We start from the raw sequence: 16,079 nt of genomic DNA, 5'->3' as shown, positions 1-16,079 counted from the left end.
AAAACCCTTCGCAAACTCGCCTTCGCACCCCAGCTATGCCATCGCATGCCCGTGACAAGCCCCGAAGCGGCGATTTCCGCCCGCAACCTCACCCTGACCCTCGGAACCCCCTCGGCCCCGGTCGAGATCCTGAAGGGCATCGATCTCGACGTCATGCCGGGAGAAGTCGTCGCGCTGCTCGGCCCGTCGGGCTCGGGCAAGTCGAGCCTGATGGCCGTGCTGACCGGCCTTGAGCGCGCTAGCGGGGGCTCGCTTGAAGTAGCAGGTGCCGACTTCTCGGACATGGACGAGGACGGGCTGGCGATGGCGCGGCGCGGCCGTATCGGCATCGTGCTCCAGGCCTTCCACCTGCTGCCGACGATGACCGCGATCGAGAACGTCGCGACCCCGATGGAGCTTGCCGGGATGGCCGACGCGCGCGAGCGCGCCAGCGCCGAGCTCGATGCCGTCGGCCTGGGCCACCGCAAGGACCACTACCCCGCGCAGCTTTCGGGCGGCGAGCAGCAGCGCGTCGCGATCGCCCGCGCCACCGCGCCGCGTCCGCCCTTGATCTTCGCCGACGAGCCGACCGGCAACCTCGACGCCGCCACCGGCCACGCGATCATCGACCTGCTCTTCGCGCAGGCTCGCGACACGGGCGCGACGCTGTTCGTGATCACCCACGACGTCGAGCTGGCCGAACGCTGCGGCCGGGTCATCACCATCGGCGACGGCCGCATCGCGAGCGACGTCACGAAATGAGCTGGCAAAAGTGACTTGGGGCGCAGCCTGGCGCATCGCACGCCGCGACCTCTCGGCGCGGTTCAGGGGCCTGCGCCTCCTTCTCGTATGCCTGTTCCTCGGCACCGGCGCGCTCGCCGCGATCGGCACGCTGACCGGCACGATCGAGCAGCAGCTGGAGGAACGGGGCCGCGAATTCCTCGGCGGCGACCTCCAGGTCGGGGTATGGCAACGCGCCCTCGCGCCCGACGAACTGGACGCGCTCGAAGAGCTCGGCACGGTCTCGCAAGGCACGCGGATGCAGGCCATGGCCACCACAGGTGAGGCGGCCGCACCGGTCGAACTGAAGGCGGTCGACGACGGTTGGCCGCTCTACGGCACCGCGACTCTCGTCGGCGGCCGGTCGATCGGCGCTCCGCCCGCCGGGACCGCCTGGGTCGCACAGGGCGCGGCGGATCGTCTTGGCGTGGCCGTGGGCGACAGGTTCTCGGTGGGCACTGCCGAACTCGAGGTCGGCGGCATCCTCGATGCCGAACCCGACCGGCTGGGCGAAGGTTTTCAACTCGGCCCCACGGTGATCGTGCGGAGCGATGTGCCCGCCGCCGCCGGGCTCACCGCGCCGGGCGCGATGTATCGCACCAAGACCAACGTGAAGTTCGCCTCGGCACAGGATGCGCAGGCGGCGGAGGACGCGCTCAAGGCCCGCTTCCCGAACGCCGGGTTCGAGATCCGCACCCGCGATCGGGGCGCGCCGGGGGCGGACCGCTTTGTCGGCCGCATGGGCGAATTCCTCACGCTCGTCGGCCTCGCCGCGCTGGTCATCGCGGGGATCGGCATCGGCGGCGGGGTCTCGTCGTACCTCGACGCGCGGCGACAGGGCATCGCGACGCTCAAGGTGCTCGGCGCGACCAGTGCGGACATCGCCAGGATCTACGCGCTCGAGATCGGCGCGGCGGCCCTCGTCGGCAGCCTGGCGGGCATCGCCGTAGGCGTGGCGGTGACGCCGATCCTCGCCAGCGCTCTCGACGGGCTTCTGCCCGTGGGCAGCGGAGTGACCTTCGCGCCCGGGGCGCTCCTCACGGCGCTCGCCTATGGCCTGCTGGTCGCGCTGGTCTTCGCCGCGCCGCCGCTGGTGCGCGCGCGGCATTTTCCCGCGATGGCGCTTATGCGCGAGCGGGTCAGTCCGCTGGCGCGCGACCCCAAGGCGGTGATCCCGGTGCTTGCCGGCCTTGCCGCAATCGCCGCGCTGGCGCTCGGCACTGCGCGCGATCCCCTTCTGACCGCAGGGTTCCTTGCCGGAGCGGCAGGAGCGCTGGCGCTGCTCGCGCTCATCGGCTGGGGTATCCGCAAGGGGGCAGCCGCCCTGCCCCGCCCGCGCGATCCGCTGCGGCGCGCGGCGCTCGCCAACCTCCACCGACCCGGCGCGGCGACCGGCACGCTCGTGACGGCGCTCGGCTTCGGCCTTGCCGCGTTCGTCCTCCTCGCCGCGGTGCAGACGAGCATCGACGGCACCGTCGCCCGCCGCGTTCCGGCGCAGGCGCCCGACTACTTCGTGCTCGACCTGCCGAAGGACCGCGCGGCCGAGTTCGGCGCGATCGTCGAGAAGGACGCGCCGGGTTCTGAAGTGCGTACCGTCCCGGCCCTGCGCGGCGCGATCCTCGCCTATGGGCCAAAGGACGCGATGACGCGGGTGGCGACCCTGGGCGACAACCTGCCGGAGGGCGCCTGGGCCCTGCGCGGCGAGCGGGGGCTCACCTATTCGACGGCCGTGCCTGAAGGGAACACGGTGACCGAAGGCGAATGGTGGCCGGGAGACTATGCCGAAGAACCGCTTGTCTCCGTGGACGAGGACCTGGCGCAGGCGATCGGACTCGAGGTCGGGGACTACCTGACGATCGGCGTGCTCGGAGTCGAGCGGACCGCACGGATCGCGTCGCTCCGCCGGATCGACTGGCAGACGATGGGCTTCAACTACGTCCTCGTGTTCAGCCCCAACACGCTCCAGGACGCCCCGCACAACCTCGCCGCCACGGTCGAACTCAAGGATGAGGCGGGCAAGAGCGCGCTGCTCCAGTCGCTGGTGCGCGCCTTTCCCTCGTCGAGCGTGATCGAGACCGGGCCGGTCCTGCGCCAAGCGCGCGACCTGCTGGCGCAAGTGGGCCTCGCCACGCTCGCCGCGGCATCGGTCGCGGTGCTCGCAGGGCTTGCGGTGCTGCTCGGCGCGATCGCCGCGGCGCGGGCGCAGCGGATGTACGATACCGTGGTCCTGCGCGTGCTCGGCGCGAGCCGCAGGCAGGTGCTGGTCCTTGCGCTGGCCGAATACGGCGCGCTCGCCGCGGTGCTTGCGGGCGTGGCCCTCGCCATCGGGCTCGGCGCGGCGTGGTTCGTGGTCACGCAGATGTTCGAGTTCGAGTGGCTGCCCGCCTGGCCGGCCGTGTTCGGCGTGCTCGGCGCAGGCCTTGCGCTGGTGGTCGCCTTCGCGATGGTCGGTGCGCTGCCGCTCCTGCGCGCGAAGCCGGCGCAGGCCCTGCGGGCTCTTTAGGCGAAGACGTCGGCGACTTCGCGGGCGCCCAGCGGCGGGCCCCAGCGATTCTCGGTCCGCTGCCCCGGCAGGCCCATGGCCACGAAGTAGCCAAGCCAGCCAAGGATGTTGAGGAAGATCAGCGCCGCGAACACCGCAAGAAGCAAGACTCCACTCAGACCGATGTCGTGCAGGCGCCGGGTCGTGAGCGCCAGGCCCGGCACGAAGTTGGCGAGGAAGAAAAGGCCCCAACCGCCCATGAGCACCAGTCCTATGGAGGACTCTCCGGCACCCGATCCAGCGGCTATGACGCCCACTGCGAAAATGGCGAAATAGCCAAGGACAAGGAACAGGCAGTACCACCAGAACTCGCGCCGACCGGAACGGCCACGAAAGTCGGCGTAATGCCGCAGAGGCCTCAGCATCCAGCCGCGCCAGGTCGGGTTCTCCGTCATTCCACTTTCCCAAATACACGGCCCGCCTCCGCTCAGGAGGCGGGCGCGTGCTTGCTGACGGTGTTCAGGCGAAGGTTTCGGCTTCGCCAGCGCCCTTGGGATCGGGGCCGAACCGGTTGGAGCCGGGTGTGCCGGGCAATGCCAGCACCACCAGGAATGCGATCGAGGCGATGAACCCGACATAGGGCACCAATCCCGCGACAATCGCCCCGAGATACCACCAGCCGCTGAGATCGCGGTCGTGCAGGCGACGGATCGTTACCGCGATGCTGGGAATGAAGATCGCCAGGACATATAGCAACACGAGCAGCCCGAGGCCGCCGAAAAGGGCCGCAGCCCCTTCGCCCGGGTCGGCACTCGCGTCGAGCAGGCCGGCCGCTCCGCCCGCACCGAACGCCACGAACACGAGGACCATCATGACGATCAGGTTGAAGAGCGTGAACATCCAATATTCCATGCGGCGCGAACGGCCGGTGAATTCCGCGTAGCGCTTGAACGGCAGGATCATCCAATTCATGCCGAAACTCCCCCTTTGATTGTCGACAGGCAGCAGGAATCATACCCGCCCCGACCGCGCAACAAAAAAGGGCCCCGCGAACGGGGCCCTTCTTCTTTTCGTCGGATCAGGCGATCAGAACTTGAAGCGCGCCGCTACGCCGTAGGTGCGCGGCTGGTTGGTGTAACCCGAAACCGAGCCGTTCTGCGCTGTCGAATCGAAGATACCGGTGATGTTGCGGTCGTCGAGCAGGTTGCGCCCCCAGACGGTCAGTTCGAGACCCATCTCCATCGCATAGGTGAGCGACGCGTTGAGGTCGTTGACCTCGGCCCGGAACGGACGCGCCGCAGCGAGGTTGGCAGCGACGCTACCGAAGCGGACGAGGCCCTCGGCAACCTGGATCGGCGACTGATAGCTGAAGTCCGTCCGCGCAATGAGGCGGTCGCCACTGGCCAGCTCCTGGTCCCACTGCGCGCCGAACACCGCCGACAGCTTGGGGATGTTGACGATCGACGTGCCCGAGATGTCGCCGTACGGCGATGCCGTGTAACGCGCGTACTTCGGATCGAGGTAGGTCATCGCGAGATTGAACGTGAGCTGGTCGGTCGGACGGACGTACCCGTCGAATTCGACACCCCTCGTTTCCTGCTTCTCGGCGTTGCCGATCGCGAAACCAAGTCCGGTAAACACGTTGGTCTGGAAATTCTTGATCGACTGCTGGAACAGGGTGAGATTGGCGGCGGCGATGCCCCAGTTGCCCTTGATGCCGACCTCGTAGACCTCCGAATTCTCCGCAGCTGCGAAGCGCAGGCCGCATGTCAGATTGGTGACCGCAAGGCCGCCAGATATCAACGCAGCGCAATCACCGGCCGGCACACCATTGATAAATGTTGCGGGCCGGCTGTCGCGCGAGAGGTTGAAGGACGGTGCCTTGTAGCCCGTCGACCAGCTGGCGTAGGCGTTCAGCGTCGGGCTGAATTCATACGCAAGGCGCGCAGTCCAGCTCCAGTCGCCGTCGCGGGTACGGCATGCCTCGACCGCGTTGGGGCAGTTCTGGAAGGGTGGCAGGAACTGGAACGGCGTGAGCGCGAGGATTGATGCCGTTCCGGTCGTTGCCGCAGCCTGGATCGCAGCGAGCGTCGCGGCCTGCACCGGACCTGCGGCAGCGAACGCTGCGATCTGTGCCGGAGTGGCAAAGGCCACCGCCGGGGTCAGCCGCGCGCCGACCTGGCCCGCCACGGTTGCATTGATTGCGGTCTGCCGGATGGCGGGGAGGTTGAGGCCCGAGAAGACATCCGTGCTGACCGAATTGGTCGTCACGTCCTTCGCATCGTGCGTGTAGTTGGCGCCGAGGGTTATCGTCAGCGCGTCGGACACCTCGAAATCCACGTTGCCGAACAGCGAATACGCCTCGTTGTCCTGGCTCATGTCGTTGAAGAAGCCCTGCCCGGCGGCGAAGAAGCGGTTCGTGAAGTTCTGACCCGTAAGCGCGCCGAACTGGGCCTCGAGCCCCGCGACGGTCGTACCGGGGGGGGCCTGCTGCGACAGCAATGCTCCGACATAATTGCGGAAGTCGGCGCCGAAGACGATCTGGTCGGCGCTGCGGGCCTTCTCGTTGAAATAGTAACCGCCGAGCAGGAAGTTTAGCGGACCGTCGAAGTCCGAAGCGACGCGCAGTTCCTGAGTGAAGGTCTTCAGGCTGACCTGACCGATGTTCGCACCGGTCGCGAGGCGCGCGCTCGAGAAATCGACGTCCTGGTCTGCGTCGAACTGTGTATCGCGATAGGCCGAGATCGACGTCAGCGTCAGCGCGCCGAGTTCGAGGTCACCCTGTCCGGAGATGCCCAAGTTGCGGACCTTGCTGAATGGTACAACGTCCGAATAGACGACATCGGCATCGGGAACATCGCGGAAATCGTTGATGCGGCCGCCGACGGCTTCGACCGCAGTGGTAAAGCCGAACGGCGATCGCTGCAGGTTGAAGGCCGCGCAGCACTTCTCGTCGATCTCGTCGTAGTCGCCGATAACCCGGAACTTGAAGGTGTCGCTGGGTTCGATGAGCACCTGCCCACGGGCGAACCAGCGGTTGCGATTGTTGAGGTCGTCACCGTTGAACAGGTTCGTGACGTATCCGTCGCGGCGGTTGTAACCCGCAGCAAGGCTGGCGGCGATCGAATCGCTGATCGGACCGGTTACGTAACCCTTGACCACCATCGCGTCGTAATTGCCGTAGCTCGCCTCGAGCGAGCCTCCGAACCGGAAGCTGGGTGCCTTCGTGACCAGGGAAATCACGCCCGCCGAGGCATTCTTGCCGAACAGGGTCGACTGCGGGCCGCGAAGGACCTCGACGCGCTGGATGTCCGGAAGGTCGGAAATCTGCGCGATCGCGCGGCTGCGATAGACGCCGTCGACGAACATGGCGACCGACGGTTCGAATCCGATGTTGTTGCCCGACGTGCCGAAGCCGCGGATGGAGTAGGTCGTGGCCACCTGGCTCTGGCTCTGCGTCACGCGGAGCGAGGGGACGACGGTGGCAAGGTCGGTGACGTCGCGGATCTGCGCGCGCTCGATCGTTTCGGCGGTGGTCACGCTGACCGCGACCGGGACTTCCTGCAGCGTCTGTTCGCGCTTCGTCGCGGTGACGACGATCTGGTTGCCGCTCGCTTCTTCTTCCTCGACGGCCGCATCGTCGGCCGCGTCCTGGGCGTGTGCGATGCCCGGCAGCGCCAGGGCGGCGGCCCCCGCAAGCAGGGTGAATCGGGCCGAGCCGGCGAATCCGGTGCGCGTCTTGATCATGAAACGTCCTCTCCTAAGCGGGAAGATCGGCACCTTGCTTTGGTCGCCCAACCTGCCCCAACTGACAGCGCGGTCAATAAACTTGCCCGTAAGCCCGCTCAAGCGACATTTCGTAAGCCCGATAACGGTCTAGACACTGTGGCAGGAGCGACACACCTCTTGCAGGGCCGGGCCCGGTTGTGTTCGCGGGCGCGCTCGGCTAGGGGCGCGCCGACTTCGCAGGCCCACGGCCCGCCCCCGAACAAGAGAAACCCGATGTCCCTTCGCAACGTGGCGATCATCGCCCACGTCGACCACGGCAAGACAACGCTCGTCGACCAGCTTTTCCGCCAATCCGGCACATTCCGCGAGAACCAGCGCATCGAAGAGCGCGCGATGGATTCGAACGACCTGGAAAAGGAACGCGGGATCACCATCCTCGCGAAGCCCACCTCGGTCGAATGGGCACCCGAAGGCGGCGGCGAGACGGTGCGGATCAATATCGTCGACACCCCCGGCCACGCCGACTTCGGCGGCGAGGTGGAGCGCATCCTTAGCATGGTCGACGGGGTCATCCTGCTGGTCGACAGCTCCGAGGGCGCGATGCCGCAGACCAAGTTCGTCACCGGCAAGGCGCTCGCGCTGGGCCTGCGCCCGATCGTCGTCGTCAACAAGATCGACCGCCCGGACGAGCGCATCCAGGAAGTGCTCGACGAGGTGTTCGACCTGTTCGTGTCGCTCGATGCGAACGACGAACAGCTCGACTTCCCGGTACTCTATGCCTCGGGCCGCAACGGCTATGCCAACGAGGACCCGTCGTTGCGCGAAGGCACGCTGATCCCGCTGTTCCAGAAGATCGTCGACCACGTCCCCGCCCCCGAGGCCGATGTGCACGGCCCCTTCGCCTTCCTCGCGACGCTGCTCGACCGCGACAACTTCATGGGCCGCGTGCTCACCGGCCGCGTCCACTCGGGCACGGTCAAGGTCAACGACCCGATCCGCGCGCTCGACATGGACGGCAAGGTGATCGAGGTCGGCCGCGCGACCAAACTGCTCGCCTATCGCGGGCTCGACCGGGTGCCGGTCGACAGCGCGCAGGCGGGCGACATCATCGCGCTCGCGGGCCTCGAGAAGGCGACCGTCGCGAACACCATCGCCGATCCGTCCGTCAGCGAGCCCATCGCCGCCCAGCCGATCGACCCGCCGACGCTGTCGATGCGCTTTGCGGTCAACGACAGCCCGCTCGCGGGGCGCGAGGGCGACAAGGTCACCAGCCGCATGATCCGCGACCGCCTGATGCGCGAAGCGGAAGTCAACGTCGCCATCCGCGTGACCGAAAGCGCCGACAAGGACAGCTTCGAGGTCGCCGGCCGCGGCGAACTCCAGCTCGGCGTGCTGATCGAGACGATGCGCCGCGAGGGCTTCGAGCTCGGCATCAGCCGCCCCCGCGTTCTGTTCCGCGAGGAAGACGGCCAGCGCACCGAGCCGTACGAGACCGTCGTGATCGACGTCGACGACGAACACTCGGGCACGGTCGTGGAGAAGATGCAGCGCCGCAAGGCCGAGCTGACCGAGATGCGCCCGAGCGGCGCGGGCAAGACCCGCATCACTTTCAGCGCCCCCAGCCGCGGCCTCATCGGCTACCACGGCGAGTTCTTGTCCGACACGCGCGGCACCGGCATCATGAACCGCCTGTTCGAGAAGTACGACGCCTACAAGGGCGCGATCGAGGGCCGCCAGAACGGCGTGCTGATCTCGAACGCCACCGGCGAGGCGGTCGGCTACGCGCTCAACAGCCTGGAAGAGCGCGGCATCCTGTTCCTCGGGCCCCAGACCAAGCTCTACGAAGGCATGATCATCGGCGAGAACGCCAAGCCCGAGGATCTCGAGGTCAACCCGCTCAAGTCCAAGCAGCTGACCAACTTCCGCTCGACCGGCAAGGACGACGCGATCCGCCTGACCCCGCCCAAGATCATGACGCTCGAACAGGCCATCGCCTACATCGACGACGACGAGATGGTCGAGGTGACGCCGAAGAGCATCCGGCTGCGGAAGGCGATCCTCGACCCGCACGAGCGGAAGAAGGCCAAGCGCAAGGCGGACTAGGGCTTTCGGGGGCCGATCGCCGCGAGCATCCCGTCGCAGATCCAGCGCGTGAGCATTTCGCCCGCAGCGGCGGCGGCGCTCGCCTCGTCCGCGCGGCGTTCGCCGAGCAAAGCGCAGACCTCTCCGAAAGTCGCGCCCCCGGCCGCAAGCGCGAGGCAGTCCGCCTCGCCCGCGGAGGCGGGCCGGAACACCGATCGCAGCCCCTCGCGCCAGACGACGATGCCGGCGGCTTCGGCCAGCCGGTAGTCCGAGGGAAGCTCGGCGTTGGACGTGGCGGCGGTCCAGATCGCGGGGATATCGTGGGACACGCGCCGCGCGGCGAGTCCGGGGAGGGTCGTGAACCGCAGCGCTGCGATGTCCTCAGGATCAACCGTGCCTATCGCCGCGGCGAGCCCCGCTTGGTCGAGCGGCACCGCGTCGCGGGCGACGAAGGCAAGGTGCATATGCCATTCGAGCCATGCGAGTTCGGCGACCTCTGGATCGTTCGCGAACAGCTCTTCCAGCGTTTCGTCGAAGCCCGCGCCCAGATGGTCGAGCGACCAGCTCGAAGGAGGGTTGACGATCGCATGGTGCGCCGCGGCCCGGGCGAAGGATTCGTCGCCGACCCAGGCCTTCACCGCGGGAAACGTTTCGCCGAGGGCACCCACCAGTTGCGCGCGATAGGCGTTGCGGTAGATGGCCATCCCCGTCCGCTCGCGCGCCGACCAGTGCGGCGGCATGGCGGCATCCTCGTCGAGGACCTGGGCGAGAAAATCGTGTTGGACGGCGGCCAGGCTCACGCCGCGCGCCTTTCCACCGCGCTCGCGAAGCCTCGCGCGACGTCGAGTTCGGCGAGCAAGTCGGTGAGCGGCGGCACGTCGTCGTCGCGCTCGATCATCGTCGCTGCGTGGCCGAAGCGCTCGACCGCCCTGGCGTAGAGGTCCCAGACGCCGTCGCATACCGGCCGGTCGTGGGTGTCGATCAGGATCTCGCCGGGTGTATGCCCGGCAAGGTGCATCTGCCGCACCCGGTCGGCGGGGAGCCCGGCAAGAAAATCCTCGGCTTCGAATCCGTGGTTGTGCGCGCTGACGTAGACGTTGTTGACGTCGAGCAACAGGCTGCACCCGGTCCGACGCGCCATCTCGGCGATGAATTCCCACTCGCGCATCTCGTCCTCCGGGAAGGCGAGGTAGCTCGACGGGTTCTCGAACAGCATCGTGCGGCCCAGAGCATCCTGCGCGCGGTCGATGTTGCGGCAGACGAGGTCGAGCGCCTCGCGGGTGTAGGGCATCGGCAGGAGGTCGTGGGTGGTGTGCGCGTTGGTGCCCGTCCAGCACAGGTGATCGGACACCCATAGCGGCTCGATCCGGTCGGCGAGGTCGCGCAGCCGCCGGAGATACCCGTCGTCCAGCCCCTCGGCCCGGCCGATCGACAGGGAGACGCCGTGCATCGCCACCGGGTAGTGCGCGCGCACCTTGTCCAGCGTCGCCAACGGACGGCCGCCGTCGACCATGTAGTTTTCCGAGATGATCTCGACGAAATCGACTGCCACCCCGCCCTCGACGAAGTCGGCATAATGCTCTCTGCGCAAGCCGAGGCCGAAGCCGGAAAAGGCAGTGGGTTCAGTCGGCATGGAAATCTCGTTCGCTTCCTGCGGTAAAGCGTCCCGCCGGGGACGAGGAGGGGGGTACGGGACCCCGGCGGGACGCAGGGCCGACTGTCGTCAGCCAAGGTCGCCGATGGTGCCGCCCTTGGCGAGGCACTGGCCCGCGGCCATCGCCTTGAAGCCATGGCCCTTGCAGACGTTCTGGCCCTTGCACTCGTTGGCGGTGGTCTTGCAGTCCGCGTTGCCCTTGCAGCTGTGGACGCCGTAGCAATGCACCGTGTCCTCCTTTCCGAGGGCCCGGCCGGTGCTGCCGGCAGGCGGCTCGGCGGCGAAGACCATGGCGGACATCGCGAAGAGCGCGGCGGAAGCGGCGATGCTGGCGCCGCTGCGAATCGTGGTCATGTGGAAATCTCCCGTGTGCTTGCCGGTGATCGGCACGGGCTGGTTCGCCCCCATGGAGCGCGCCGTTACAGCGCAAGGAAAAAAGAAAGCGGCTGTAACCGCACCGGCAGACTTCCCGAATTGGCAGGGCGAGACCCACCCCGAACGAAAAGGGAAGACTGCCATGAACAAGACCTCGATTGCCGCCGGATCGATCGCACTGGCGGCCATTGCCGCCACCTTTGCGCTCGGCGCCCCCGCCCACGCCGCCGACAAAATGGAAAAGTGCTACGGCATCTCCAAGGCGGGCAAGAACGACTGCGCCGCCGGCCCCGGTACGAGCTGCGCGGGCACATCGACCCGCGACTACCAGGGCAATGCCTGGAAGCTCGTCAAGGAAGGCACTTGCGTGAAGACCCAGACCCCCAAGGGCAAGGGTTCGCTCACCCCGGTCAAGCGCTGATCGCCATGGGCACCCTCGTCCACCCTGGAATCCGGCACCATTGGGACCGGCTCGCCGGAATGCTATCGTCGGCCGCGGTCGAAGCGGCTGCCCTGCTGCTGACCCGTCTTGCGCTCGGCGGCGTGTTCTGGCGCTCGGGCCGGACCAAGGTGGTCGAGGGGACCTGGATGGAACTGAGCGACACCTCCCGCTTCCTCTTCGAGAGCGAGTACGCGGGCGTCCCGGTGCCGGCTGGGCTGTCCGCGCAGATGGCGCTGTGGGGAGAAACGGTCCTGCCGATCCTCCTCGTGCTCGGACTCGCCACCCGGCTCTCTGCGCTGGGCCTCATCGGCATGACGCTGGTGATCCAGCTCTTCGTCTATCCCGAAGCGTGGTGGCCGACCCACTCGCTGTGGGCGGCGATGGCGCTGGTACTTGTGGCGCGCGGCGGCGGCTTGCTCTCGCTCGATCACCTGCTCGCGCGGCGCGTGGTCCAGTGATCGCCGACGAGGCCACCCTCGCGCAATTGATGCGCGCCAGCCAAGGCGGCGACCGAACTGCCTACAACGCGCTCCTGCGCGAATGCGGTGGCTGGCTTACCCGCTACTTTCGCCGTCGGGTCGCACCGGAACAGCTCGACGACCTGGTGCAGGAAGTGCTTGTCAGCCTGCACGCCAAACGTGCCAGTTACGACCCGGCGAGGCCGTTCCTGCCGTGGCTCGCGGCGATCGCGCGGTATCGCTGGGTCGACCACTTGCGCCGCGTCTATCGCAACGAGGAAGTCGGCATCGAAGGATATGAGTTCGAGCAGTTGCCCGAGCAGGACGCCGTCGCCGCGCGGATCAGCCTCGATCGCCTGTTCGAAAGCCTGCCCGAGGCGCAGGCCACCGCCATCCGCCTTGTCAAGATCCAGGGCCAGCCGGTGAGCGACGCCGCCCGCATCTGCGGACAGAGCGAGTCGCTTGTCAAAGTGAACGTCCACCGGGGGCTCAAGCGCCTTGCCGCCCTCGTCGAAAAAGCGAATTGAAGACATGATGCACGACAATCCCCTGATCGACAGCCTGGTCGACGACCTCGCGCCGGTGCGGCCGCTCAAGATGCGCTCCGGGGCGGCTGCGGTAGGCCTTGCCTTCGCCGCGACGGTGGCGGCCGTGTTCGTGATGTTCGGACGGCCCGTATTTCTCGACGAACCTATGGCGGAGATGTCGATCGTCGCCAACGGGCTCCTCCTGCTCACCGGCATTTCATCGGCATTGGCGGTGGTCGCCATGGCGTCCCCGCGTGTTGGCGCCGCCTACGATGGGCCCAAGTGGGCCATGGCGGGACTGGCGCTGCTGCCGCTCGCCGCGCTGATCGCGTGGATGGCGCCGGGCGTTTCTCACGGCCCGACGATCGACCGATGGATCGACCTCGACTGTGCCTTGAAGGCGGGAGCATCCTCGCTTCTGGTCGCCCTGTCGCTTGGCCTGTGGCTTCGCCGCGGGGCACCGGTCGCGCCCGAACGAGCAGGACTTTTCCTCGGGGTCGCCGCGAGCGCCCTGGGGTCTGCGGCCTATGGGCTCACGTGTCCGCTCGATGGGCTGGCCCACTTGGGCGTCTGGCACATCGTGCCGGTGTTCGTGACGGGGCTCGTCGGCCGGATTGCGGGACCGCGCCTTATCCGTTGGTGACGATGCCGGCTGGCTCGCTGGCCAGTGGCCCGGGGAAGCGCTAACACCCGGCACCATGCAGACCGGCGTCCTCGTTTCCCTCGCGCTTTATTTCCTGCTCATGCTCGGGATCGGGCTCTACGCCTGGCGCAAGTCGACTGCGGACAGCGAAGGGTATCTGCTGGCCGGCCGCAACCTCTCGCCGGGCGTGGCGGCGCTCTCTGCCGGGGCCAGCGACATGTCGGGCTGGCTGCTGCTGGGCCTGCCGGGCGCGCTCTACGCGAGCGGTCTTGTCGAGGCGTGGATCGGGATCGGGCTTTTCGTCGGCGCCCTGGTCAACTGGATCGTCGTCGCCCCGCGCCTCCGCCGCCAGACCGAGGCGCTCGGCGATGCCCTGACGATACCGGAATTCCTCGGCAACCGCTTTCCCTCCCACGCGGTCGCCCTGCGACTGACGAGCGCGGTGATCGTGGTGCTGTTCTTCACCGTCTACACCGCGGCCGGCATGGTGGGCGGCGGAAAGCTGTTCGAGATGGCGTTCGGCGGCGATTACATGACCGGCATCTGGATCACGGCGAGCGTCGTGCTGGTCTACACCATGATCGGCGGCTTCCTGGCCGTGAGCCTGACCGATTTCGTGCAAGGCATCATCATGTTCGGCGCGCTCGTCCTGATGCCGCTGGTCGTGATGTTCGGCGAAGGAGGCAGCGCCGGCGGAAGCATCGCCGCCGTGCCGCAGGAGGGCTTCCTCAGCCTGACCCAGGGTCTCACCGTGGTCGGCTGGCTCTCGGCGGTGACGTGGGGCCTGGGCTATTTCGGCCAGCCGCACATCATCGTGCGGTTCATGGCGATCCGCTCGGTCGCGGATGTCCCGAAGGCGCGGTGGATCGGCATGGGCTGGATGGCGATCTGCCTGGCCGGCGCGATCGGGGTGGGCCTTGCCGGTCGCGCCTATGTCGAGCGCAACGGCCTGGTGCTGGGCGATCCGGAAACGATCTTCATCCTGCTCGCCAACGCGCTGTTCCATCCGCTGGTGACGGGGTTTCTCTATGCCGCGCTGCTGGCTGCGATCATGAGCACGATCTCCTCCCAGCTTCTCGTTTCATCCAGCTCGCTGACCGAGGATTTCTACCGCCTCTTCCTGCGCAAGAGCGCCGGGGAGCGCGAAGCGGTGAACGTCGGCCGTCTGTGCGTGCTGCTCGTGGCGCTGGCGGGAATCGCGATCGCGGCGGACCCCGAGAGCGAGGTCCTCGGCCTCGTCGCGCACGCATGGGCCGGGTTCGGCGCGGCGTTCGGTCCGTTGATCGTGCTCTCGCTGACATGGCAGCGGATGACCGGCGCAGGGGCCCTGGCGGGACTCGTCACCGGCGCGGCAGTCGTGATCGTATGGGTTTGGCGGCGCTGGGACGCAGCATTCATGGGCGGTCCCGGAGTCTACGAAATCCTGCCCGGCTTCGTGGCGGCCTGGGTCGCGATCGTCGCCGTCAGCCTGCTGACCGCACCGACCGCTCCATCGACCGAGCCGACCCCCGCCGATTAGGGATTGGTTAACCATGATGCGGGAGAGTGGCGTCCATGCTTCGCCGCCCCGCCTCTGCTCTGGCTTTATCGCTGGCCCTGACGCTCGCCGCGTGCGGCAACCTCGTGCCGGGTGGACGCGAGCCGGTGCGGCCACAGGCGCAGGCTGCGCCGCGCGCGGTGGCGGTCGCGCCCGAAACGCAGGTCTGCCTCGGCGAACTCGGCGCGCGCGGCGCGAATTTCTCTCCCTTGCCCGATCGCTTCTACGGCGCGGGCTGCGCGACCGTCGGCACCGTAAGCCTGACCGCGCTGCAGGGTGACGCGGCGCGTTTCCAGTTGACCAACCTCGGCCCGGTGTCGTGCCCGCTGGCCGATACCCTGGCAGCCTGGGCGCGCTTCGGGGTCGACCGCGCGGCGCGCGAAGTACTCGGCGCCCCACTCGCTCGGATCGAAACGATGGGCAGCTACTCGTGCCGCACGATCGCCGGAAGCGACCGGATGTCGGCCCACGCCACCGCGCAGGCGGTCGACATCGGCGCGTTCGTGCTGGCGGACGGGCGACGCATCAGCGTGCTCGAGGACTGGAGCGGCGGCACACCGGACGAGCAGCGGTTCCTGCGGCTGGTGCACGCCAGCGCGTGCAAGCGCTTCGGGACGATCCTGGGACCGGCCTACAACGCCGCGCACCGCGACCATTTCCATCTGGAAGCGACCGGCCGCGGTTTCTGCCGCTGACGCCCTAGAGCCGCGCCCCGTCGAGGCGCGCCTCGATCCGCAGGCGCACCGCCTCGGCGGCATGGCTGGCACCGAGCTTGGTCATCATGTTGGCGCGGTGGATCTCGACCGTGCGCGGGCTGATCTGGAGTTCGCGCGCGATCGCCTTGTTGCTGCTGCCCATCGCCAGCCAGTCGAGCACTTCGCGCTCGCGCGTAGAGAGCGCGCCGATCCGGCCGCGCGCCTCGACCATCCGTCGGCGCGCCTCGGCATGCTCGCGCGCCTCGTCGCCGATCCGTTCGAGCATGGCATCGAGCCGTTCCGGCTCCAGCGGCAGCGGCAGGTAGTCGAGCGCGCCCGCCTTGATCGCGGCGACCACCCGCGCGGTCCGCGGCGCTTCGTCCATGGCGACCACCGGCAGCCAGATCCCGACCCGGGCAAGCAGGTCGAGCGTGGCCTCGATCCCGCCGCTCTCCAACTGGTCGCGAACGACGACGATGCCGCGCTGCGGCGGATGCTCGCACAGTTCGCCGAGATCGGCATAGACCTCTGCGTGATGCCCCATCGCGAAGGCCGTGCGGGCGAGGTCCGCCCGCATGCGAATGTCCGCGTCGACGAAGTGGATGACGTTGCGCTGACCCATGCCGGCGATGATGCCGGGGATGCAGATATTTACAATTCAGGTCGACTACCGAATCGGACGTAATGAATTAAGTA

The 16,079-nt window shown here is 67.9% G+C and carries 16 protein-coding genes; 9 read left to right on the top strand and 7 right to left on the bottom strand.

Annotated elements, in window-relative coordinates:
• The first annotated feature begins 51 nt into the window (after positions 1–51).
• Both A6F68_RS06165 and A6F68_RS06160 read left to right on the top strand, forming a co-directional pair.
• On the top strand, positions 52–741 hold the full coding sequence (locus A6F68_RS06165; RefSeq protein ID WP_232308208.1) for an ABC transporter ATP-binding protein: 690 nt from the start codon (positions 52–54) through the stop codon (positions 739–741).
• Between the two features lie 10 nt (positions 742–751).
• On the top strand, positions 752–3,262 hold the full coding sequence (locus A6F68_RS06160) for an ABC transporter permease (protein WP_084001722.1): 2,511 nt from the start codon (positions 752–754) through the stop codon (positions 3,260–3,262).
• On the opposite strand, the gene A6F68_RS06155 is transcribed toward A6F68_RS06160, so the two are convergent.
• The 3 genes from A6F68_RS06155 to A6F68_RS06145 all read right to left on the bottom strand — a co-directional run bounded on the left by A6F68_RS06155 (position 3,259) and on the right by A6F68_RS06145 (position 6,988).
• Entirely contained in the window at positions 3,259–3,696 is a 438-nt protein-coding gene (locus A6F68_RS06155; protein ID WP_067677424.1) for a DUF805 domain-containing protein, read from the bottom strand. The two genes, A6F68_RS06160 and A6F68_RS06155, sit on opposite strands and share 4 nt — an antisense overlap.
• Before the next feature lie 64 nt (positions 3,697–3,760).
• Positions 3,761–4,213 (bottom strand): DUF805 domain-containing protein, encoded by a 453-nt coding sequence (locus A6F68_RS06150; protein WP_067677422.1) that lies wholly within the window; start codon positions 4,211–4,213, stop codon positions 3,761–3,763.
• Positions 4,214–4,327: 114 nt separating this feature from the next.
• Positions 4,328–6,988, bottom strand: coding sequence for a TonB-dependent receptor (locus A6F68_RS06145; RefSeq protein WP_067677420.1), 2,661 nt, complete (start codon positions 6,986–6,988; stop codon positions 4,328–4,330).
• Positions 6,989–7,243: 255 nt separating this feature from the next.
• Here A6F68_RS06145 and typA point away from each other — a divergent pair, with 255 nt between their 5' ends.
• On the top strand, positions 7,244–9,073 hold the full coding sequence (gene typA, locus A6F68_RS06140) for a translational GTPase TypA (protein ID WP_067677418.1): 1,830 nt from the start codon (positions 7,244–7,246) through the stop codon (positions 9,071–9,073).
• Here the strand turns inward: typA and A6F68_RS06135 are convergent.
• From A6F68_RS06135 to bufA2, 3 genes are all read right to left on the bottom strand, one after another.
• A complete protein-coding gene (locus A6F68_RS06135) occupies positions 9,070–9,852 on the bottom strand; it encodes an HvfC/BufC N-terminal domain-containing protein (RefSeq protein ID WP_067677416.1) in 783 nt (260 codons plus the stop codon). The genes typA and A6F68_RS06135 overlap by 4 nt on opposite strands.
• Positions 9,849–10,685 carry an MNIO family bufferin maturase gene (gene bufB / locus A6F68_RS06130; RefSeq protein WP_067677414.1) on the bottom strand — a complete coding sequence of 279 codons (837 nt, stop codon included), beginning with the start codon at positions 10,683–10,685 and terminating at the stop codon, positions 9,849–9,851. The genes A6F68_RS06135 and bufB overlap by 4 nt, the downstream gene beginning before the upstream one ends.
• 90 nt (positions 10,686–10,775) lie before the next feature.
• Entirely contained in the window at positions 10,776–11,060 is a 285-nt protein-coding gene (gene bufA2 / locus A6F68_RS06125) for a BufA2 family periplasmic bufferin-type metallophore (protein WP_067682174.1), read from the bottom strand.
• Positions 11,061–11,223: 163 nt separating this feature from the next.
• Between bufA2 and A6F68_RS06120 the strand changes: the two genes are divergently transcribed.
• From A6F68_RS06120 to A6F68_RS06095, 6 genes are read left to right on the top strand one after another with little or no spacing between them, the layout of a single operon-like run.
• Positions 11,224–11,502: a BufA1 family periplasmic bufferin-type metallophore gene (locus A6F68_RS06120; RefSeq protein WP_067682171.1), complete on the top strand. Its 279-nt coding sequence runs from the start codon at positions 11,224–11,226 to the stop codon at positions 11,500–11,502.
• Positions 11,503–11,507: 5 nt separating this feature from the next.
• Positions 11,508–11,981: a DoxX family protein gene (locus A6F68_RS06115; RefSeq protein WP_067677412.1), complete on the top strand. Its 474-nt coding sequence runs from the start codon at positions 11,508–11,510 to the stop codon at positions 11,979–11,981.
• Positions 11,978–12,508, top strand: coding sequence for a sigma-70 family RNA polymerase sigma factor (locus A6F68_RS06110; RefSeq protein ID WP_067677410.1), 531 nt, complete (start codon positions 11,978–11,980; stop codon positions 12,506–12,508). The genes A6F68_RS06115 and A6F68_RS06110 overlap by 4 nt, the downstream gene beginning before the upstream one ends.
• A gap of 4 nt (positions 12,509–12,512) precedes the next feature.
• A complete protein-coding gene (locus A6F68_RS06105) occupies positions 12,513–13,151 on the top strand; it encodes an NrsF family protein (RefSeq protein ID WP_067677408.1) in 639 nt (212 codons plus the stop codon).
• A gap of 55 nt (positions 13,152–13,206) precedes the next feature.
• A complete protein-coding gene (putP, locus tag A6F68_RS06100; protein ID WP_067677406.1) occupies positions 13,207–14,670 on the top strand; it encodes a sodium/proline symporter PutP in 1,464 nt (487 codons plus the stop codon).
• Between the two features lie 35 nt (positions 14,671–14,705).
• Complete coding sequence (locus tag A6F68_RS06095; protein WP_067677404.1) at positions 14,706–15,383, top strand: extensin family protein; 678 nt, start codon at positions 14,706–14,708, stop codon at positions 15,381–15,383.
• Between the two features lie 4 nt (positions 15,384–15,387).
• Here A6F68_RS06095 and A6F68_RS06090 read toward each other — a convergent pair whose 3' ends face one another.
• The gene (locus tag A6F68_RS06090) at positions 15,388–16,005 is read right to left on the bottom strand and encodes a response regulator transcription factor (protein ID WP_067677402.1); all 618 of its coding nucleotides are present in this window, start codon (positions 16,003–16,005) and stop codon (positions 15,388–15,390) included.
• Between the last annotated feature and the right edge of the window lie 74 nt (positions 16,006–16,079).

This window comes from Tsuneonella dongtanensis (assembly GCF_001698205.1).
Lineage (GTDB): Bacteria > Pseudomonadota > Alphaproteobacteria > Sphingomonadales > Sphingomonadaceae > Tsuneonella > Tsuneonella dongtanensis.
This window is presented reverse-complemented; position numbering and strand designations above follow the sequence as displayed.

What these genes read in the sequence shown, in the direction of transcription:
- A6F68_RS06095 (WP_067677404.1), top strand. Translation starts at nt 14,706, where the DNA reads ATGCTTCGCCGCCCCGCCTCTGCTCTGGCTTTATCGCTGGCCCTGACG.
- A6F68_RS06150 (WP_067677422.1), bottom strand. Translation starts at nt 4,213, where the DNA reads ATGAATTGGATGATCCTGCCGTTCAAGCGCTACGCGGAATTCACCGGC.
- bufA2 (WP_067682174.1), bottom strand. Translation starts at nt 11,060, where the DNA reads ATGACCACGATTCGCAGCGGCGCCAGCATCGCCGCTTCCGCCGCGCTC.
- bufB (WP_067677414.1), bottom strand. Translation starts at nt 10,685, where the DNA reads ATGCCGACTGAACCCACTGCCTTTTCCGGCTTCGGCCTCGGCTTGCGC.
- A6F68_RS06090 (WP_067677402.1), bottom strand. Translation starts at nt 16,005, where the DNA reads ATGGGTCAGCGCAACGTCATCCACTTCGTCGACGCGGACATTCGCATG.
- A6F68_RS06120 (WP_067682171.1), top strand. Translation starts at nt 11,224, where the DNA reads ATGAACAAGACCTCGATTGCCGCCGGATCGATCGCACTGGCGGCCATT.
- typA (WP_067677418.1), top strand. Translation starts at nt 7,244, where the DNA reads ATGTCCCTTCGCAACGTGGCGATCATCGCCCACGTCGACCACGGCAAG.
- A6F68_RS06145 (WP_067677420.1), bottom strand. Translation starts at nt 6,988, where the DNA reads ATGATCAAGACGCGCACCGGATTCGCCGGCTCGGCCCGATTCACCCTG.
- A6F68_RS06115 (WP_067677412.1), top strand. Translation starts at nt 11,508, where the DNA reads ATGGGCACCCTCGTCCACCCTGGAATCCGGCACCATTGGGACCGGCTC.
- putP (WP_067677406.1), top strand. Translation starts at nt 13,207, where the DNA reads ATGCAGACCGGCGTCCTCGTTTCCCTCGCGCTTTATTTCCTGCTCATG.
- A6F68_RS06105 (WP_067677408.1), top strand. Translation starts at nt 12,513, where the DNA reads ATGATGCACGACAATCCCCTGATCGACAGCCTGGTCGACGACCTCGCG.
- A6F68_RS06155 (WP_067677424.1), bottom strand. Translation starts at nt 3,696, where the DNA reads ATGACGGAGAACCCGACCTGGCGCGGCTGGATGCTGAGGCCTCTGCGG.